Below are 19,610 nucleotides of genomic sequence, written 5' to 3'. Positions count from 1 at the left end.
GGCAAACGCGAAGGCCGGCCCCGTCGCCGGGACCGGCCTCAAGCGGGTGCTGCTCAGACCTCGAAGGCGCCCTCTTCCAAGCGCTCCTTCATGTGCGTCAGGAACCGCGCAGCATCGGCGCCGTCGACGATGCGGTGGTCGTACGACAGGGCCAGGTAGACCATCGAGCGGATCGCGATCGTCTCGCCACCGTCACCGTCCGGCACCACGACCGCACGCTTGACCACCGAGCCGGTGCCCAGGATGCCGACCTGCGGCTGGTTGATGATCGGGGTGTCGAACAGCGCACCACGGCTGCCGGTGTTGGTGAGGGTGAACGTGCCACCGCCCAGTTCGTCCGGCGTGATCTTGTTGCCGCGGGTACGGTCGGCGAGGTCGGCGATCTTGCGCGACAGACCGGCGATGTTCAGGTCGCCGGCGTTCTGGATGACCGGGACGAACAAACCCTTCTCGGTGTCGACCGCGATGCCGAGGTTCTCCGCGGGGTGGTACACGATCGAGTCGTCCTGCACGCTCGCGTTGAGCTGCGGGTACGCCTTGAGTGCCTCCACCGCCGCCAGCGCGAAGAACGGCATGAAACTGAGCTTGACGCCTTCACGCTGCTGGAAACCGGCCTTCGCCTTGTCACGCAGACGCGCGATCTTGGTCACGTCGACCTCGACGACCGTGGTCAGCTGGGCCGAAACCTGCAGCGACTCCACCATGCGCGTCGCGATCAGCTTGCGCATACGGGTCATTTTCTCGGTCGTGCCGCGCTTCGGCGAGACCGCAGCCGGAGCCGACTGGCCACCGGACGCGGCGGGTGCCGGTGCGTCCTGCGAAGCGGCCGGAGCCTCTTGCTGCTCGGGCGCCTTCGCGGCCTCCGCGGCAGCCTGGACATCCTGCTTGCGGATGCGTCCACCGACACCGGACCCCTTGATCGACGACAGGTCGACTCCGGCCTGCTCGGCAAGCTTGCGCACCAACGGGGTGACGTACCCGGCGTCACCGGCGGTCGAAGCGGGCTTCGCGTCGGTGCTCTCCGGCTTCTTGTCCTGCTTGGGAGCCTGCTCCTGCTGCTGTGCGGCTTCCTGCTTCTGCTCCTTGACCTCGTCCTCCTTGCCGGGGGCGGCCTCGGGCTCGGGAGTCTCTTCCTTGTTCTCGGCAGCAGCGGCGGCCTTGTCCTGCGTGTCGCCCGACTCCTCCTGTGCCTTCGGCTCTTCCTGGGCGTCCTGCTTCGGCTCCTCGGACTTCTCCTCGGACTTCGCGGGCGCCTCGTCCTTCTTGGGCTGGGATCCGCCGGCTTCTCCGCCGACGACGGCGAGGTCGGCGCCGACCGGAACGGTCTCGTCCTCCTGCACCAGGATCTTGGTCAGCTTGCCCGCCACGGGGGAGGGCACCTCGGTGTCGACCTTGTCGGTCGAGACCTCGAGCAGCGGCTCGTCGACAGCGACGTCATCGCCCTCGGCCTTCAGCCAGCGGGTGATGGTGCCTTCGGTGACCGACTCGCCCAGAGCCGGCATCTTGATGGTCTCGCCGCCCTCGACGTCGCCATCACCAGAGCCGCCGGACGACTCCGACGACGACTCCGACGAGGAGTCGGACTCGGCCTGGTCGGCGCCCTCTTCCTTGGCCGTCTCCTCGGAGGCCTCTTCCTTGCCCTCGGCTGCCGCGGCTTCCTCGGAGCCGGCGGACGAGTCGTCCGACTTCTCCTCGGTCTTCTCCTGCGCCTTCGGCTCTTCCCTCTCCTCGCCGGAGTCGGAGGAGTCGGACGAGCCGGATGCCTCACCGTCGCCGATCACTGCGAGGTCGGCGCCGACCGGAACGGTCTCGTCCTCCTCGACCAGGATCTCCTGCAGGGTGCCGGCAACCGGCGAAGGGATCTCGGTGTCGACCTTGTCGGTCGAGACCTCGAGCAACGGTTCATCGACGGCCACCTCGTCGCCGACACTCTTCAGCCATCGGGTGACGGTGCCTTCCGTCACGGATTCGCCGAGTGCGGGCATCGTCACGCGTTCAGACATGTGTGCAGTCTCCTTGTGTTGGGTGGCTCAAGTCCATCTTCGTCTCATGCATGCGCATGCAGGGGCTTTCCGGCCAGTGCGAGATGCGCTTCGCCGAGAGCCTCGTTCTGGGTGGGGTGGGCGTGGATCATCGACGCGACGTCGTCGGGCAGTGCCTCCCACCCGACGATCAGCTGCGCCTCGCCGACCTGTTCGCCCATACGGGCGCCGATCATGTGGACGCCGACCACGGCGCCCTCCTTGGCGCGGACGAGCTTCACGAAACCCTGCGTCTGCAGGATCTGGCTCTTGCCGTTGCCGCCGAGGTTGTACACGTAGGTGCTGATCTCGCCGTGCTCGGCCTTCGCCTGCTCCTCGGTCAGGCCGACCGAGGCGATCTCGGGGTCGCAGTAGGTGACGCGCGGGATGGTGCTCTCCACGAGCGGGGCAGGCTCGAGACCGGCGATGTCCTCGGCCACGAAGATCCCCTGGGCGAGACCCGCGGTGCGCCAACTGCAGACCGGGGACGATGTCGCCCACCGCGCGCACGGACTCCACAGTGGTGCGGCAGCGCTCGTCGGCCACGACGAATCCGCGGTCGACCTTCACGCCGGCCTCCTCGTAGCCGAGCCCGTCGGTGACCGGGCCGCGGCCGACGGCCACCAGCAACAGGTCGGCATCGATCGTTTCACCGGACTCCAACTGCACGCTCACGCCGTCGTCGCTCGCCGTGGCAGCGGCGAACTTCACACCGGTCTTCGAGGTGATCTTGCGCTTCTTGAAGGAGCGTTCGAGCTGCTTGGAGATCGCTTCGTCCTCGGCCGCGACCAGGCGGGGCAACGCCTCGACGATGGTGACCTGAGCACCGAAGGAGTTGAACACCGAAGCGAACTCGACGCCGATCACGCCGCCACCGAGCACGACGACCTTCTCCGGGACGAAGTCGAGCGTCAGGGCCTGGTCGCTGGTCATGATCCGCGGCCCGAGCTCGAGACCGGGCAGGCTCTTGGCGTACGAACCGGTGGCGAGGACGACGTGCTTGCCGGTCAGTGTGCGGTCGCCGACGGTGACCGTGGTGGGGGATGACAGGCGTCCCTCACCCTCGACGTAGTCGATGGCGGCCGACTTCACCAGGCCCTGCAGGCCCTTGTGCAGACGGGAGATGACGCCGTCCTTGTACTTGTGCACGCCCGCCATGTCGATCGATTCGAGGGCGGTATTGACCCCGAACTTCGCGCCTTCGCGTGCGGAGTCGGCGACCTCGGCGGCATGCAGCAGCGCCTTGGTCGGGATGCAGCCGCGGTGCAGGCAGGTGCCGCCGAGCTTGTCCTTCTCGACCAGCGCGACACTCAGACCCAGTTCGGCGGCCCGCAGCGCGCATGCGTAACCGCCGCTGCCTCCGCCCAGGATCACGATGTCGTAGGTCTGGTCGGTGGATCGCGCCATTGGCTCGTAGCTCCTCACGGGGTTGCGCACAGGGGACCGCGTCGAGATCGTCGACGCCGACAATCTTGGCACTGCCGCCGAATTCGCCGAACAGGTGGTTGTCAACTGGAGAGTAATCACTGGAACGGGTGCCACGTCCGTGCGAGAGTGTTCCGACACGGGAGACCTTGCGCGATGGTCTTCCAGCCGAGCAGAAGGAGTGGACATGTCAGGCGACAAGCCGTCACCCAGCGATGAGATGAAGGCGAAGTTCCGCGAGGCCCTCGACAAGAAGAAGGCGCACGGCGGACGGGACGTGTCCGATCACTCGGCGCACTCCAAGGTTGCCGGCACGCACGACGCCGAGACCTCGGGGACGCAGCAGATGTTCCGCCGCAAGTCCGGCGGCTGACAGACCGGGCAAACAGGCCGAAACAAGGAAGGACGCGCCACGGATGTCCGTGGCGCGTCCTTCGTCGTTCGGAAAACAGCGATCAGGCGCGTCCCTCGGCCAGCGCCACCAGCGTGCGGACGCTGTGTCCGGTGGCTCCGACGGGGGTGTAGCCGTAGGCGCCCGCCTCGTTGTACGCCGGACCGGCGATGTCGAGGTGAGCCCATGGCAGCTGCGCGCCGGACGTGTCGTCACCGACGAACTCGCGCAGGAACAACGCGGCGGTGATCATCCCGCCCATGCGCTCGCCGGTGTGCTTCACGTCGGCGACGTTCGACTTCATCGGCGGACGCAGTTCGTCCAGCAGCGGGATCGGCCACATCGCCTCACCGGCGGTGGCGGCAGCGTTCAACACCTCGTCCCGCACGCCGTCGACGTTGGACAGGACGGCCGTGGTGCGCGGACCGAGCGACAGGACGGCGGCGCCGGTGAGGGTCGCGACATCGACGACCAGGTCGGGGTCGGCCTTCGAGGCGAAGCACAGACCGTCGGCCATGACCAGGCGGCCTTCGGCGTCGGTGTTGATGATCTCGACGGTCTTGCCGTTCGGCATGGTCACGACGTCACCAGGGCGCTGGGCGTCCGAGCCGGTGAGGTTCTCGGCGAGGCACAGGTAGGTGGTGACCGCGATCGGCAGACCGAGCGCCGCGATCGCAGCGGTCGCCGCAGCCACCGATGCGGCTCCCGCCATGTCGCATTTCATCGTCACCATGCCGGTCGCCGGCTTGATGCACAGGCCACCGCTGTCGAACGTGATGCCCTTGCCGACGAGCGCGATGTGCGCCTTGGCCTTGGCCGGCTTGTAGGTGAGGGTGACCAGGCGCGGCGGACGCGACGAACCGCGTCCGACACCGACCAGGCCGCCGCAGTTCTGACGGGCGAGCGCCTTCTCGTCCAGCACCTGCACCTTGACCTCGGTGCCGGCGAAGTGCCGCTTGGCCTCGGCCGCGAAGGAGGCCGGGTAGAGGTCGAGCGGGGGCATGTTGACCAGGTCGCGGGCCCAGGCCTGCTCGTCGGCGAGGATCTGTGCGCGCTTCACCCCGGTCTTGGTGGTGGACGCCTTCGCGACCGACGAGGACACGGACGCCTTCGCCAGCGGCTTGGGCTTGGCGCCGGTGGCGCGGTAGGAGGTGTACTCGTAGGCGCCGAAGCGCAGACCCTCGACGGCCGCGACCGTCAGCGCCGCGGTGTCACTGGGGAAACCGAAGGACGCGTGGGCCACGTCCGGCAGGGCGCGAGCGGCCGAACCGGCGGCGCGACGGACCGCCTCGACGTCGGTGTCGACCGGCTCGTGGTCGAGACCGGACCCGGCTGCGACGACGTACCCGCTCGTGCCGGCGATGCCGGTCAGCTTCACGATCTCGTCGGCCGTACCGGAGGCGCCGAGGACGGAGAGCGCCTGGTTCACGGACTCGGCCACCGCCGGGTCGAGGTTCGCGCCGGAAACGCTCGCCTTGCCGTCGACGGCGAGGGTCATCACGACCAGGACGGGCGCCGAGACCTTGTCGGCGGGACGGTCGGTCAGGGTCACTGTGGTCACGGGTGAGTGTCCTCTCGGAGTACTTCTACGGTGGTGTTGTCGGCGTACTGCTCGGTTGCCCACCCGCGACAATACGCGGGCGAACCACCGGTAGGTTCGCCCCATGAGTGACGCATCCTTGAAAGCTTCCCCGTTGCACGACCGCCACCAGGCGCTCGGCGCGAAGATGGCCGACTTCGGTGGCTGGCAGATGCCGATCGAGTATCCCGGCGGCGGAGTGCTGCGCGAGCACACCGCGGTCCGTGAGGCCGTCGGCATCTTCGACGTCAGCCACCTCGGCAAGGCGCTGGTGAAGGGTCCCGGCGCGGCCGACTTCGTCAACAGTTGCTTCACCAACGATCTGCGCAAGATCTCCCCGCCGAAGGCCCAGTACACGATGTGCTGCGACGAGGAGACCGGCGGCGTGGTCGATGACCTCATCCAGTATCTGCGCAGCGACGACGAGGTTTTTCTGGTCCCGAACGCGGCCAACACCGCCGAGGTCGTGCGCCGTTTGAACGAGAAGCTGCCCGAAGGCGTCACGGTCACCGACCAGCACACCGAGTACGGCGTCATCGCCGTCCAGGGTCCCAAGTCGTTCGAGGTCGTCGAGGCGCTCGGCCTGCCGACCGACCTGGAGTACATGTCGTTCGCCGAGGCCGACTGGAACGGCAAGCCCGTCATCGTGCTGCGTTCCGGATACACCGGCGAGAAGGGCTTCGAACTCGTCCCGCGCTGGCAGGACACTCCCGCCGTCTGGGACGCCCTCGTCGAGGCGATGGAGCCGTTCGGTGGTCTGCCGTGCGGGCTCGGCGCCCGCGACACGCTGCGCACCGAGATGGGGTACCCGCTGCACGGCAACGATCTGTCGATGGACATCACCCCCAACATGGCGCGCTCCGGCTGGGCCGTCGGGTGGAAGAAGGACGCGTTCTGGGGCAAGGACGTGCTCGAGAAGCAGAAGGCCGCGAAGGACTACCGCCTCACCTGGGGTCTGCTGGTCACCGGCCGCGGCATCCCGCGTGCGCACTGCGAGGTGAAGGATTCCGACGGGAAGGTCATCGGTGAGGTCACCTCCGGCACGATGTCACCGACGCTGAAGCAAGGCATCGCGCTCGCGTTGCTCGACCGCGACATCACCGAGGGCACCCAGGTCACCATCGACGTCCGCGGCCGCGGCGTCGAGGCGAAGGTGGTCAAGCCGCCGTTCGTCCAGGTCGAGACCGACTGAGCACGTCAGTACGAGAAATCCGCGCACCCGCAACCGGGTGCGCGGATTTTTTCGGGAGGTCAGTGGATGGCGGGAGCGTCCGACAGGTCAAGGACGCGTCCGGCGATCACCACATGCGTTCGCCGGCTGGCCTGGCTGATGATGGTGTTCACCCGACCGAGGCACTCCTGGTAGACGCGGGCCTGCGGGTCGGGCGACAGCGGCGAGAAACCGACCTCGTGCGAGACGGCGACGGCGTCGTACGGGGCGTCCGACCAGAGCGCGGCCAACTCGTACGCAGCCTGCTCGATCCGTTCGAGTGATTGCTGCGGGTCGTCCCAGGTCTGCCACTCGTTGAGCAGACCGACCACCCAGGTGCCCAGGCAGTCGACGAGTACCGGGTTGCGGGTGCGCAGGATCGCTCGGGTGACGTCGAGGGAGTCGGTGACGTTCCAGGAGTCGCTCACGTGCACCTGTTCGCGCGGACCGTGGATATGCGCCGCCCGTCCCGAACGTGCTGCCTCGCCGCCGGCGTTGATGACGGTGACCGCCCCGTCCGCAGGTAGGAAACGCCGCGCGTACTGGGCCTTGCCGCTGCGCGTTCCGCCGAGTACGAGTGTGGTCGTCATTCGTTCCCCTCCTGAGTGCACCGGTCGCGGGCTGCGTCGTACAGGGTACTTCCGGTGGTGCAGCCTCCGGCAAAGGCCTGCGTCAGCACGCGGGTATATGTCGTGTCCCGACTGACAGCTCGGGCATCCCTGTGAAACACTGACGGGACGTACGCGGGCCAACCTCGCGTTTCGAATCTCACGGAAGTGCGCCGCCACCCCGGCGATCGACCGCTCAACAGTCCGGCTCCCAAGCCGGTGCTCATCGACGAGCCGATCTTCGAAGGTGGAGACCTTTGTCTGCTATGACTCATCCCTCACGCCCCGATACCTCTGGACCCGTGTTCGCCGCCCACGAGGGCGGCAAGCTGGAGTCCGTTCCGAGCAAGCCCTTGCGTGACCGCAAGGACCTTGCTCTGCTGTACACCCCCGGCGTTGCCGACGTGTGCCGCGCCATCGCCCAGGACCCGCAGTTGTCGTTCGAGTACACGACGCGACGCAACACCGTCGCGGTCGTCACCGACGGCACCGCGGTGCTGGGTCTCGGTGACATCGGGCCGGTCGCGGCCCTGCCGGTGATGGAGGGCAAGGCGGTGTTGTTCAAGCACTTCGCGAACGTCGACTCCGTGCCGGTATGTCTGGAGACGGGCACCGTCGAGGAGATCGTCGAGGCCGTCGTCCGCCTGGCACCGACCTACGGCGGCATCAACCTCGAGGACATCTCGGCGCCTCGCTGCTTCGAGATCGAGCGCCAGCTCAAGGAGCGCCTGGACATCCCGGTGTTCCACGACGACCAGCACGGCACCGCGATCGTCGCGTTGGCTGCGCTGATCAATGCCGCGAAGGTCGTCGGACGCGAACTGTCGAGTCTGCGCGTCGTCATCGGTGGTGCGGGCGCGGCCGGTGTCGCGATCGCGAACATCTTCCGGCGGGCCGGCATCGACGACCTCGTGGTGTGCGACTCGCGCGGGATCATCGAGCCGCAGCGCACCGACCTCACCGACATCAAGCGCAAGCTCGCCGCGACGACCAACCCCCTCGGGTTGCGCGGCAAGCTCGGCGACGCCCTGCTCGACGCGGACGTCTACGTCGGCGTCTCCGGTGGCACTGTGCCGGAGTCGGACGTGGCCAAGATGGCCGACAACTGCATCATCTTCGCGCTCGCCAACCCCGATCCCGAGGTGCACCCGACGGTCGCGCAGAAGTACGCAGCGGTCGTCGCCACCGGCCGGTCGGACTTCCCGAATCAGATCAACAACGTGCTCGCGTTCCCGGGACTGTTCCGCGGCGCGCTCGACTCCGGGGCTCCGCAGATCACCGAGGCGATGAAGATCGCTGCGGCAGAAGCGATCGCGTCCTTGGTGGACGAGCCGTCCGCGACCGAGATCGTGCCGAGTGCGTTCGATGACCGCGTCGCCCCGACAGTCGCCAAGGCCGTCGCCGACCTGGCTTGAGACACAACGAAATCCGGGTGAGCCTCAGCGGCTCACCCGGATTTTGCATGTGTGGGGTTCTAGCGGCGTCCGCCGCCGAGGAGATCGCCCAGGATGTCGCCGAGTCCGCCCGGCAGGCTCGACCCGCCGGCCTGACCGCCCTGTCCGCCGGCCATGCCGCCCAGGATGCTGCCGAGGATGTCGGCGAGTCCGCCACCACCCGGTTGGCTCTGACCCGCGTCCGGTGCGGACTGACCCGGCTGCTGCGGTGCGGGCTGACCGCCGCCGAGTCCGCCGCCGAGTCCACCTCCGAGTCCACCTCCGAGTCCACCTCCGCCGAGCACCTTGCCGGCGATGTAGTTCAGCACGATCGGCGCGAGGATCGGCAGCAGCTTCTTGATCAGGTCGCTGCTCGCCCCACCCTCGAGCCCGCCGAGGCGGTTGGCTACCTCGTCCTGGTTCGGACCGAAGACGTGGCTGACGATCTTCTGACCCTCGCGCGGGTCCACGGCGTCCAGTGAGGGAGTAGTGCCCTGGTGCTCGCCGAGGGCATCGAGCAATGACTGTGCGCCGCGTTCGTCCTGGGCGTTGACCTGCATGCCACCGAGAAGGGTGGGGATCAGTTGCTCGGCCGCCTGACGGGTGCTCGCCTCATCGGCGCCGATCTGCTGCGCGAGGCGGTCCATCGGGAGCTGGGAGAGGATGTCCTGGCGTGCGTCCATGGAAACTCCTGGTCCGGTGTCGTCGCCGTCGACGACGTTCCGAGCAACCCTAGTGCGCTGCCACCCGTGTGGGTAGCGCGAACGTTTACGGTCGATTCATGAACGAATGGACGTGGACCTACACCGGTGGCGAGCAGGACGCATCCGCCGCCTTTCCGACGCAGGCCGAGGCCGAGGCGTGGCTGTCGGAGAGTTGGCAGGAACTCGCCGACCAAGGCGTCACCGCGGTCACCCTGCGGCAGGGTGAGTTCGACGTGTACGGCCCGATGCCGTTGTCGCAGAACTGATTACCCAGACGCCAGGGGTATCGAGATCCGCGCGCGTCAGGACGCCCGTAGATCCCGAGACCCCGCGCGCCTGATCAGTCGAGGAAGATGTCCAGCTCGAGCTGGTCGTCGGTGCCGCCGTACTGCAGCAGGTCGGTGACGCCCTCCTCGCGCAACACCTCTTCATCGATGAAGAAGTTGCCGGTGCACTCGCGCGGGTCGCGCACCAGGATCGCGTGTGCGGCGTCGGCGACGATCTGCGGGGAGCGGCTCTTGGTCATCGCCTCGTCGCCGCCGAGCAGGTTCTGGACGGCTGCAGTTGCGATGAGGGTGCGCGGCCACAGGCTGTTCGCCGCGATCCCGGCGCCGCGCAGTTCCTCGGCCAGGCCGAGGGTCACCAGGCTCATGCCGTACTTCGCCATCGTGTAGCCGAGGTGCCGCCCGGCCCACTTCGGGTCGAGGTTGATCGGCGGCGAGAGGGTCAGGATGTGGGCGTGCTCGGAGCGCTGAAGTTGGGGGAGCGCCGCGGCTGCGAGCAGGTATGAGCCGCGAGCATTGATCTGGTGCATGAGATCGAACTTCTTCATCGGCAACGAACTCACCGGTGACAGGTCGATGGCGCTCGCGTTGTTGACGACGATGTCGATGCCGCCGAACCGCGACACCGCCTGCTCGACGGCCGATCGGACGGAGTTCTCGTCGCGGACGTCGCCCACGACCGCCAACGCCTGGCCACCGGCCGCCTCGATCTCGGCGGCAGCGGTGTGAACGGTGCCCTCGAGTTTGGGGTGCGGTTGGTCGGTCTTGGCCAGCAGGACGACGTTCGCGCCGTCCTGCGCTGCCCGCAGTGCGATCGCGAGCCCGATGCCGCGGCTACCGCCGGACATCAGGATGGTGCGTCCGGCGATGGTGGTGCTTGCCATGTGAGTCTCCTTGGCGTTCAGCGGTTCTCTTCGAGAACTCGGTTCAACAAATGTCCGCCCGGCCGGAGGCTCGGACTCAGCGGGGAGCTTCGCCGCGCTTGACCTGCGGGCGCGGCATGCGCGACAGGCGCATCTGGAAAGCGCGCATGATCGCGTAGGACTTCGAACCCTTCGGCGGGTCCTCGCCGAACCGGGCACGGATCTTCTTCTTCAGGCGCAGCCACAACAGGACGCAGTCGACGATGCCGACCACGATGACCAGCCAGACCAGGATCAGCGAGGCGATCTGGAAGTTGCGGTTCGGGATGACCGTCATCACCAGCACGATCAGCATGAGCGGGAGCAGGATTTCGCCGATGTTCCAGCGGCTGTCGACCGTGTCGCGGATGAACCGTTTGATCGGACCACGGTCGCGCTTGGGCAGTGCGCTCTCTTCGCCGCGGGCGAACGCGTCCTTCTGCCTCATCCGCTCGAGGCGTGCTTCCTGTTTGGCGTTCTTCTTGGCGGCATCACGGTCGGCCGGTACCAACGGCTGACGGCGGGCGGCCTGCTGATCGCGGCGCTTCGGGGTCGGCCGGCCCTTCTTGCCGGGGACGCCGTTCTCGCTCACCGACTCCCGGATCTCGTGATCCTCGACGGTGGGCTGCTGGGATTCCTTCTTACGGCCGAACACAATCCACGATCTTACGGTGCGTTCGACGATGCGCCCGACCACACCCGCAAGTCCAGGTTCGTGGCGCTGACCTCGCCGGACCGCGGACTTCCGGGCGGATACGGTGGAAGGGTGACCACTGATCGAGTCGAATCCCTGCGTGACCGCGTCCGAGAACTCATGCCGCAGGTGCGTGCCGATCTCGAAGCCCTGACCCGCATCCCGAGCGTCTCGCTCGATTCCTTCGACCAGGCGCAGGTCGAAAAGAGCGCGGACGCCGTCGCCGATCTGCTCAGAGCCGAGGGGTTGGAGGTGCAGATCGTCCGCGAGGGTGGGCGTCCGGCGGTCATCGGACGGCTGGCCGCACCCGAAGGCGCTCCGACCATCACCCTGTACGCCCACCACGACGTCCAGCCACCCGGTGACGACAAGGACTGGGATACTGCGCCGTTCGAGCCGACCGAACGTGACGGACGTCTGTTCGGCCGTGGTGCAGCCGACGACAAGGCCGGCGTGATGGCGCACCTCGCCGCGATCCGCGCCCACGACGGCAAGCCGCCGGTGGGGGTCAACGTGTTCGTCGAGGGTGAGGAGGAGATCGGCTCCGACTCGCTCGCGACGATCCTCGACAAGCATGGCGACCTGCTGCGCGCCGACGCGATCGTGCTCGCCGACTCAACCAACTGGGAGGTCGGTGTCCCGGCCCTCACCACCACCCTGCGCGGGATGGTCCGTGTCGCGATCCAGGTCGAGACCCTCGACCACGCGATCCACTCCGGTATGTACGGCGGTGCCGTCCCGGACGCGATCACCGCGCTCGTCCGTATCCTTGCCGGGTTGCACGACGACCAAGGAAACGTTGCGGTGCAAGGACTTTCGCAGGGGCTGGCCGCCGAACTCGATTACGACGAGGCTCGTCTGCGAGCCGAGAGCGGTCTGCTCGACACGGTCTCGCCGATCGGTTCGGACTCGATCCTGTCGAGGCTGTGGACCAAACCAAGCATCACCACGATCGGCATCGACGCGCCGTCCGTCGACACCGCGTCCAACACGCTCGTGCCGTCGGCGCGCGCCAAGGTCTCGATGCGCCTGGCGGCCGACGAGGACCCGCGGCACGCCTATGACCTGCTGCGACAGCACATCGAGAAGACGACGCCCTGGGGCGCGGTCGTCGAGGTGAGCCTGGACGACGAGGGCGCCGGTTTCGCCGCGGACGCGCAGGGGCCGATCTACGACATCGCCCGCAGTTCGTTCCAGGACGCGTGGGACGGACAGGAGCCGGTAGACATCGGGGTCGGCGGATCGATCCCGTTCGTGGCCGCGTTCGCCGAGAAGTTCCCGGATGCGGCGATCCTGGTGACCGGCGTCGAGGATCCCGACTCGCGTGCCCACGGAGCCAACGAGTCGCTGCACCTGGGCGAGTTCGAACGCGTCTGCCTGGCCGAAGCTTTGTTGCTGGAACGACTTGGAGGTCGTGATGACTGAACGCAAGGGATACATCGAGAGCACCTACGAGCGGGACACCCGCTACATCGGCGACCGCATCCTGGCCGACACCGACAGTGACCTCGCCCGTGAGATCAAGGACGCGGGCGTCGAGGTGTGGCCGGTCGAACCCGGCCGCTACCGCCTGGTCGCCGCGCGCGCCTGCCCGTGGGCGAACCGGACCATCATCGTGCGGCGGTTGGTCGGTCTGGAGGACGTGCTGTCGATGGGTCTGACCGGCCCGACCCACGACTCCGACAGCTGGACCTTCGACCTCGACGAAGGTCAGGTCGACCCGGTCCTGGGCATTCCCAAGCTCAAGGACGCGTACGACAAGCGCGAGCCCGGCTACCCGCGCGGCATCACCGTCCCCGCAATGGTCGAGATTGAGTCCGGCAAGGTCGTCACCAACGACTTCCCGCCGATGACGCTCGACTTCTCCACCGAGTGGACGCAGTACCACCGCGAGGGTGCGCCCGACCTTTACCCCGAGGCGCTGCGCGAAGAGATGGAGCCGGTGATGCGGCGCATCTACACCGAGATCAACAACGGTGTGTACCGGTGCGGATTCGCGGGGGAGCAGAGCTCGTACGAGGAAGCGTACGACCGGCTGTTCACCGCCCTGGACTGGGTCAGCGAGCGCCTGGCGGACCAGCGGTACCTGATGGGCGACACGATCACCGAGGCCGACGTCCGGCTGTTCACCACGCTGGTCCGCTTCGACCCCGTCTACCACGGCCATTTCAAGTGCAACCGACAGAAACTGACCGAGATGCCGATCCTGTGGGCATACGCGCGCGACCTGTTCCAGACGCCCGGTTTCGGCGACACCGTCGACTTCCAGCAGATCAAGCAGCACTACTACGTGGTGCACAACGACGTGAACCCGACGGGCATCGTCCCCAAGGGGCCGAACCTGCTCGGCTGGGGCGAGCCGCACGGCCGCGAAGGACTCGGTGGCAGCCCGTACGGCGAAGGCACCGCCCCGGGTGAGGTGCCTGTTGCGGAGCGCGTGCCGGTGGCGCACAACCCGTTGCTGGGTGACGACGGACAGCTCCTGGTGCGAACCCCGGGGGCCTGACACAGCTGACCCACAGTCGGATCACATCGGCACTCAACGCGATTCATCGACGTTGAGCGGTTCGTGAACGACCTTCTCGACCGGATCGCCGCCACGACGCCGCCCGACCGCACGATCCTTCTCGTGTGCGCCGCGGTGGCGCTGGCGGCGTTGCTGGTGCGGGAGGTCTCTGCCCTGACCCGTCACCTGGTGACCCTGATGCACGAGGGCGGTCACGCGTTCGTCGCGATCGCCGCGGGGCGATCTCTGCACGGCATCCGCCTGCACTCCGACGCCTCGGGCGTCTCGGTCTCCCGCGGCCGTCCGTCCGGCGCGGGCATGGTCGCCACCCTCTTCGCCGGATATGTGACCCCTGGCCTGGTCGGGCTTGCCGGCGCGTACGCGGTGCCGAACGGATGGTCGAACGCCTACCTGTGGGGTGTGGTCCTGCTCTGTGCAGCGATCCTGCTGCAGATACGCAACCTGCACGGCCTGTGGGTGGTGCTCGCGTTCGGCGTCGGGCTCGGGTTGATCACCTGGTTCGGCACGGACCTCGTGCGGTCGACGGTGACGGGCACCCTGGCCTGGTTCCTGCTGCTCAGCGGACCCTGGGGGATGGTCGGCCTGTGGAAGGCGCGCCGACGCGACCGTAGCCGCACCGACGTCGACCAACTCGCCGCGATCACGCCCGTTCCCGCTGTCATCTGGTGGACGCTGATGCTGCTGGTGACCGTGGCGACCGGCGTCGTCGGCGGTCTGCGGTTGACCGCCTGAGTCACCCGTTGAACGGTCGGCTCTGCCGTGCGGTGGAATAGCGGTCATGCGAGTACTCGTGGCACCCGGACCGTTCGGCCGGCTCGGAGCGGGTGAGGCTGCATCGGCGATCGCCAACGCCTGGCGAGAGGCGAGCCCACACGTCGAGGTAGTGACCGCACCGCAGGCGGACGGCGGCATCGGAACAGCCCAGGTGCTCGGCTCCGCGCAGCACGCACAACCGATCGTGGTCGACGCCGAGGCAGCCGCGGTTGCGGCCTTCCTGTCTGCGGACCGCTCGCGAGCCTGGATCGACTCGGCCGAGGCGGAGGCTGCCGGGGGAGAAGACTCCGCGCCGCTCGGTGCTGCGGTGGCCTCGCTGCTCGCCGACGGCGTGCGGACGCTGGTCATCGGACTCGGCGGTGTTCGCAGTCTCGACGGCGGCCGCGGATTCGTTCGGGCTCTTGCCGGGTCGGCGGACGCGGACGGTGTGCGCCGGGCCCGTGAGTTGCTCGCCGACACGACGGTCACCGCCGTCGCGAACACAGACCGGCAACTGCTCGGCTTCCACGGGGCGTGTTACCCGGCTATAGCGGAACTGGGACTCGACAAGACCGACGCCCAAGCCGCCGAGCAGGCGATGGGCGAGTGGCTGGACGTCGTCCGCGCGGCAATACCCGCACGGCGAGACCTGTTGCAGGGCAGGCCGATTCGCCCGGAGAAGGAGCGGGGGGCCGGTGCGGCCGGTGGTTTGGGTTTCCTGTTGTTCGCGCTGGGCGCACAGCTGGTCGCCGGTCCTACCTACGTCGCGGGGCAGACCGGCCTCGCCGAGAAGATCACGCACTGTGACCTCGTGGTCACAGCGACCCAGGTCTTCGACTGGCGGGTGCTCGAACACAGCGTGCTGGCCGAGGTGACCTCGGCCGCCGCTACGGCAGCGACCCCGGCCGTGGTGCTCGCAGACGAGGTACATGTCGGCCGCCGGGAACAGATGTCGCTCGGTGTCCAAGGTGCGTACTCGGTCAACAAGTCCGGCTGGATGCGTCCCGTACCCGTGTCGGCGGCCGAGCTCGCCGAATCACTGCCGGGTCTGGCTCGCCGAGTGGCGGGCACGTGGACACCACCCCCGAGAACCGACGTACCCTAGGTACGTCCGAACGAACGGGAAGATTCTGGCCGACCTTCTCGTTACACACCCCGGACGCCTGGACCGGCGCCGAAACCGGCGGTTCAGCCCGAATGCACTCGCCCGCAAAGGAAATGTGAGACATGAGCATCGACAGCAATGCGACCGAGGCCCAGACCGACACGCAGACGGAAACGCACGGTGTGGAGCTGACCGATGTCGCCGCGGCCAAGGTGAAGAGCCTGCTCGAACAGGAGGGTCGCGACGACCTGCGCCTCCGTGTCGGCGTGCAGCCCGGCGGCTGCTCCGGCCTGATCTACCAGCTGTACTTCGACGAGCGCACCCTCGACGGTGATCTCGTGCGCGACTTCGGCGGTGTCGAGGTCGTCGTCGACCGGATGAGCTCGCCGTACCTGCTGGGTGCGACGATCGACTTCGCCGACACCATCGAGAAGCAGGGCTTCACGATCGACAACCCGAACGCCGGCAGCAGCTGCGCGTGCGGTGACTCCTTCAGCTGAGCCGCTTCCACAGCAAGCATCGAGCCCCGGACACCCTCGCGGTGTCCGGGGCTCGGTCGTTTTCTCACATCCTCGGCGGGAGCAACGCGGGTTCGGTACCGGTGAGCGGTGGCAGGCGCCACCCGAGGTCGAACGTGCCTGTTTCGGCATCCGCGACGAACCGGAAGCGGTGCGGCGATTCGATCGCGATCACATCGGCGACGAATCGGGTCGGCGTCTGCCACCCACCGCGTGCCAGCACGGGCATCGACGCGCCGTGCGGGAAGGTCCACGTCGTCTGCGTCCAGGTGTCCGCAGTGACGGTGAGTTCGAAGGCGCCGACAGGTGCCTCCAGCGCGACGGTGGTCCGGCCGTCCGCCACGCTCACCGTCGCGTCGCTCCAGTGCTCAGGGAACCGTCCCGCACCCGAATACGGATCGACCTGCGCGCCGATGAGTTCGGCTCGGACCCAGCGGTGTTCGCCGGCGGGTGCGTCGAACGGATCCACTTCGTCAATGTCGAGTGTCAGGGTCGACAGTCGATCGGCAAGCGTCGCATCCGCCTCCGGATCGCCGGGGCGGTCGATCGCCGGCAGCACGTGCTCCCACAGCAGGTCGAGGATGCGCTGCATGTCAACCGTCTCGGCCGTCATGGCGACCACCGTCCGTTGCTGGGGAAGAACGATCGCGAACTGCCCGAACGCACCGTCACCGCGATAGCCGTGCCGGGCGCACCACAGGCCGAACCCGTAGCCCTGATCCCAGTCCGGGTCGGCCTGCGGATCACGGTTGGACGGCCCGAACGGCACTCGTGCGCGGCGCACCCAGTCAGCCGACAGGATCCGATCCCCGCGCCAGACGCCCTCGTCGAGGTAGAGCTGAGCGAGCTTGAGCAGCGCATCGGTCGCCGCGTGAATTCCGGTGAACCCCAAGGCATTTCCGGCAGCATCCGTCTGTGTGATGACCCGGCCGATGCCGAGTGGATCGAGCAGCCGAGGACGCAGGTACGGCAGCAGGCCCTCGCCGCTGACGTGGGCCACGACGCGCGACAGCAGGTAGGTGGCGACCTGGTTGTAGGCGAAGGTAGACCCCGGTTCGTGGTCGAGTCGGGTACGCAGGATCAGGTCGATCCAGTCGACGTCCGCCGACTTCCCGTCGGCGGCGAACGCGCCTTCGGTGCCGCGGCGCCAGGCATCGTCGTCGTGACCCACCGTCATCGACAGACAGTGCGCGATCGTGACGTCGAACCACGCCGGGTCGATCCGTGATCGGTCGGTCTTGAGCAACCACCACGGCAACTTCTCCAGCACTCGATCACGCAGGTCGAGTTCGCCCGCGTCGACCAGCAGGCCGACCGCGGTGGCGGTGAACATCTTGCTGCAGGAGTAGAGGAGATGGACGCGGTCGGCGGTGTAGGGCGACCAGTGCCCCTGCGCGATCAACTTTCCTTCACGCGCGATCATCAGCGAGTGCAGGTCGCAACCGGCCCGTTCGGTGGCGTCCACGAACCTGTGGATCCCGGCGGCGTCGACCCCGACGGACGACGGTGGTGCGGTGGGGAAGGCAATCGCGTGAGTCACGCGCCCACGCTATCCAGACCAGCCTGTCCACGCCCGGATTCTCATCACGAATGGGCCGGCCGGTAGGTTGCAGGCCATGAAGATCGCCGTCACCGGTTCCATTGCCACCGACCACCTGATGACCTTCGACGGTCGCTTCGCCGACTCGCTGGTGGTCGAGCAGCTCGACAAGATCTCGGTGAGCTTCCTGGCGCAGGACCTGCAGATCCGCCGCGGTGGCGTGGCAGCGAACATCGCATTCGGTATGGGCAACCTCGGTGTGCGTCCGGCCCTGGTCGGTGCGGTGGGTGAGGACTTCGCCGACTACCGATCGTGGCTCGAGCGCCATGACGTCGACTGCAAGTCGGTGCACACGTCCGAGACCAAGCACACGGCGAGGTTCGTGTGCACCACCGACAACGACATGGCCCAGATGGCGACCTTCTACGCCGGCGCGATGACCGAGGCGCGCGAGATCGAACTGGCGCCCGTCGCGGCTCGCCTCGGTGGCCTCGACCTGGTGCTCATCGGCCCCAACGACCCCGAGGCGATGCGCCGCCACACCAGCGAGTGCCGCAACCGCGGCATCGACTTCGTCGCCGACCCCTCGCAGCAACTCGCGTTCGGTGACGGACCGCTGATCCGCGAACTCATCGACGGCGCCGCCTACCTGTTCACCAACGAGTACGAGGCGCAATTGGTCCAGCAGAAGACCGGCTGGAGCGCGGACGAGGTGCTCGGTCGGGTCGGCGTACAGGTGATGACCAAGGGCAAGGACGGCGCCGTCGTGCTGCGTCACGGCGAAGAGCCCATCGAGGTCGGTGTCGCGGGGGAGCGCACCAAGGCCGATCCGACCGGTGTCGGGGACGCCTTCCGCGCCGGTTTCCTGTGCGGTCTGGCCTGGGAACTCCCCCTCGAGCGGTGTGCTCAGGTGGGCTCGATGCTCGCCACCTACGTGGTGGAGACCGTCGGCACCCAGGAGTACGAGCTGAAGCACGCCGAGTTCCTCGACCGTTTCGAGCAGGCGTACGGCGCCGACGCCCGTGCCGACATCGAGGCGCACCTGAAGAAGGCTTGAGTCGGGCCCGGTCAGTCCGATGCCGGCAGAACTCCCGCCCTCGCGGTACGACTTCGAGGTCGACATCCCGCCGCACTCCGGTGACTTCGTCATCGGTGGTGCGGATCTCGCCCCTGCCACGTTGGTGGACGCCTACCGGCACGGGTTCTTCCCGATGGGCATGAGTGAGGGGGGCGCGCCGCCGATGGGTTGGTGGTCACCCAGCCCGCGCGGCGTCCTGCTGCACGGCGACCACCATGTGTCCCGGTCGCTGCGCCGAAGCCGGCCGCAGTTCGAGATCACCGTCGACGCCGCGTTCGACGAGGTCGTCGCCGGCTGCGCCGACCCCTCCCGCTCGGGCGCCTGGATCACCGACACCATCGCGCAGGCCTACGGACGTCTGCACGCACTCGGTCGGGCGCACTCGATCGAGGTCTGGTCGAAGCACGGCGACCTGGTCGGCGGGTTGTACGGGGTGTCCGTCGGCGGGCTGTTCGCCGGGGAGTCGATGTTCCATCGGGTCACCGACGCCAGCAAGGTCGCGCTCTGGGCGGCGGTCGATCTGGTGTTCGACGACGCGGGGGAGAACCGCCTCTTCGACGTGCAGTGGCAGACGCCGCACCTAGCCAGGCAGGGCGTCCGATCGGTGTCTCGTGAGCGGTACCGGGCGTTGCTCGAAACAGCGCTCTTGCAGCCTCCGCCCGCCGGTTTCGTGTGATCCGCACCGATCCCGGCGGGAGCGTCCCAAGCAGGACGTGCCGGATACGCATCGATCCGGTGACAGGACAGGCCGAGCGGTCCACCCTGGCCGCGCAAACGAACGAGGTTGGGATATGGTTTCAGCGTGCCTGGAACCAAGACAAACCCCTCCGTGGGGTCT

The 19,610-nt window shown here is 67.8% G+C and carries 18 protein-coding genes and 1 pseudogene; 11 read left to right on the top strand and 8 right to left on the bottom strand.

Annotated elements, in window-relative coordinates; translation table 11 throughout:
- Window positions 1–53: 53 nt before the first annotated feature.
- Window positions 54–2,003 (bottom strand): 2-oxoglutarate dehydrogenase, E2 component, dihydrolipoamide succinyltransferase, encoded by a 1,950-nt coding sequence (gene sucB / locus MF407_RS08495; protein ID WP_129624045.1) that lies wholly within the window; start codon window positions 2,001–2,003, stop codon window positions 54–56.
- Window positions 2,004–2,047: 44 nt separating this feature from the next.
- Window positions 2,048–3,428, bottom strand: a pseudogene (lpdA, locus tag MF407_RS08490) (dihydrolipoyl dehydrogenase).
- Between the two features lie 205 nt (window positions 3,429–3,633).
- Between lpdA and MF407_RS08485 the strand changes: the two are divergent.
- Window positions 3,634–3,819, top strand: a complete 186-nt coding sequence (locus MF407_RS08485) for a DUF5302 domain-containing protein (RefSeq protein ID WP_129624043.1) — start codon at window positions 3,634–3,636, stop codon at window positions 3,817–3,819.
- Window positions 3,820–3,901: 82 nt separating this feature from the next.
- Here MF407_RS08485 and MF407_RS08480 read toward each other — a convergent pair whose 3' ends face one another.
- Window positions 3,902–5,398 carry a leucyl aminopeptidase gene (locus MF407_RS08480; protein ID WP_129624042.1) on the bottom strand — a complete coding sequence of 499 codons (1,497 nt, stop codon included), beginning with the start codon at window positions 5,396–5,398 and terminating at the stop codon, window positions 3,902–3,904.
- A gap of 103 nt (window positions 5,399–5,501) precedes the next feature.
- Here MF407_RS08480 and gcvT point away from each other — a divergent pair, with 103 nt between their 5' ends.
- Window positions 5,502–6,608: a glycine cleavage system aminomethyltransferase GcvT gene (gene gcvT, locus MF407_RS08475; protein ID WP_129624041.1), complete on the top strand. Its 1,107-nt coding sequence runs from the start codon at window positions 5,502–5,504 to the stop codon at window positions 6,606–6,608.
- Between the two features lie 59 nt (window positions 6,609–6,667).
- On the opposite strand, the gene MF407_RS08470 is transcribed toward gcvT, so the two are convergent.
- Window positions 6,668–7,216, bottom strand: a complete 549-nt coding sequence (locus tag MF407_RS08470) for a bifunctional adenosylcobinamide kinase/adenosylcobinamide-phosphate guanylyltransferase (RefSeq protein WP_129624040.1) — start codon at window positions 7,214–7,216, stop codon at window positions 6,668–6,670.
- A 284-nt stretch (window positions 7,217–7,500) separates the two neighbouring features.
- Here MF407_RS08470 and MF407_RS08465 point away from each other — a divergent pair, with 284 nt between their 5' ends.
- Window positions 7,501–8,649 carry an NADP-dependent malic enzyme gene (locus MF407_RS08465; protein ID WP_129624039.1) on the top strand — a complete coding sequence of 383 codons (1,149 nt, stop codon included), beginning with the start codon at window positions 7,501–7,503 and terminating at the stop codon, window positions 8,647–8,649.
- 59 nt (window positions 8,650–8,708) lie between these two features.
- Here the strand turns inward: MF407_RS08465 and MF407_RS08460 are convergent, their stop codons facing one another.
- On the bottom strand, window positions 8,709–9,350 hold the full coding sequence (locus MF407_RS08460; protein ID WP_239702019.1) for a DUF937 domain-containing protein: 642 nt from the start codon (window positions 9,348–9,350) through the stop codon (window positions 8,709–8,711).
- A gap of 98 nt (window positions 9,351–9,448) precedes the next feature.
- Here MF407_RS08460 and MF407_RS08455 point away from each other — a divergent pair, with 98 nt between their 5' ends.
- Entirely contained in the window at window positions 9,449–9,637 is a 189-nt protein-coding gene (locus MF407_RS08455; protein WP_129624037.1) for a hypothetical protein, read from the top strand.
- A gap of 74 nt (window positions 9,638–9,711) precedes the next feature.
- Here MF407_RS08455 and MF407_RS08450 read toward each other — a convergent pair whose 3' ends face one another.
- Complete coding sequence (locus MF407_RS08450; protein WP_129624036.1) at window positions 9,712–10,539, bottom strand: NAD(P)-dependent oxidoreductase; 828 nt, start codon at window positions 10,537–10,539, stop codon at window positions 9,712–9,714.
- 76 nt (window positions 10,540–10,615) lie between these two features.
- Window positions 10,616–11,212, bottom strand: a complete 597-nt coding sequence (locus MF407_RS08445) for a DUF3043 domain-containing protein (protein ID WP_239702018.1) — start codon at window positions 11,210–11,212, stop codon at window positions 10,616–10,618.
- Between the two features lie 111 nt (window positions 11,213–11,323).
- Here MF407_RS08445 and MF407_RS08440 point away from each other — a divergent pair, with 111 nt between their 5' ends.
- The 5 genes from MF407_RS08440 to erpA all read left to right on the top strand — a co-directional run bounded on the left by MF407_RS08440 (window position 11,324) and on the right by erpA (window position 16,136).
- Entirely contained in the window at window positions 11,324–12,676 is a 1,353-nt protein-coding gene (locus MF407_RS08440) for a dipeptidase (protein WP_255407400.1), read from the top strand.
- The gene (locus MF407_RS08435; RefSeq protein WP_129624035.1) at window positions 12,669–13,757 is read left to right on the top strand and encodes a glutathione S-transferase C-terminal domain-containing protein; all 1,089 of its coding nucleotides are present in this window, start codon (window positions 12,669–12,671) and stop codon (window positions 13,755–13,757) included. Before MF407_RS08440 ends, MF407_RS08435 begins: the two co-directional genes overlap by 8 nt.
- Before the next feature lie 63 nt (window positions 13,758–13,820).
- Entirely contained in the window at window positions 13,821–14,510 is a 690-nt protein-coding gene (locus tag MF407_RS08430) for a M50 family metallopeptidase (RefSeq protein ID WP_239702017.1), read from the top strand.
- A 46-nt stretch (window positions 14,511–14,556) separates the two neighbouring features.
- Window positions 14,557–15,636: a glycerate kinase gene (locus tag MF407_RS08425; RefSeq protein WP_239702016.1), complete on the top strand. Its 1,080-nt coding sequence runs from the start codon at window positions 14,557–14,559 to the stop codon at window positions 15,634–15,636.
- 122 nt (window positions 15,637–15,758) lie between these two features.
- A complete protein-coding gene (erpA, locus tag MF407_RS08420; RefSeq protein ID WP_129624032.1) occupies window positions 15,759–16,136 on the top strand; it encodes an iron-sulfur cluster insertion protein ErpA in 378 nt (125 codons plus the stop codon).
- 64 nt (window positions 16,137–16,200) lie between these two features.
- Here erpA and MF407_RS08415 read toward each other — a convergent pair whose 3' ends face one another.
- Entirely contained in the window at window positions 16,201–17,694 is a 1,494-nt protein-coding gene (locus MF407_RS08415; protein WP_239702015.1) for a serine hydrolase domain-containing protein, read from the bottom strand.
- Between the two features lie 76 nt (window positions 17,695–17,770).
- Between MF407_RS08415 and MF407_RS08410 the strand changes: the two genes are divergently transcribed.
- Window positions 17,771–18,751, top strand: coding sequence for a carbohydrate kinase family protein (locus MF407_RS08410; protein ID WP_239702014.1), 981 nt, complete (start codon window positions 17,771–17,773; stop codon window positions 18,749–18,751).
- A gap of 19 nt (window positions 18,752–18,770) precedes the next feature.
- Complete coding sequence (gene aat, locus MF407_RS08405; protein WP_239702013.1) at window positions 18,771–19,448, top strand: leucyl/phenylalanyl-tRNA--protein transferase; 678 nt, start codon at window positions 18,771–18,773, stop codon at window positions 19,446–19,448.
- Window positions 19,449–19,610: the final 162 nt, after the last annotated feature.

Origin of the sequence: Yimella sp. NH-Cas1 (assembly GCF_022359705.1) — a bacterium.
In the GTDB taxonomy this organism is placed as follows: domain Bacteria; phylum Actinomycetota; class Actinomycetes; order Actinomycetales; family Dermatophilaceae; genus Yimella; species Yimella lutea.
Note: the sequence above shows the minus strand (reverse complement) of the source record. Positions and strands in the feature narration are given on the sequence as shown.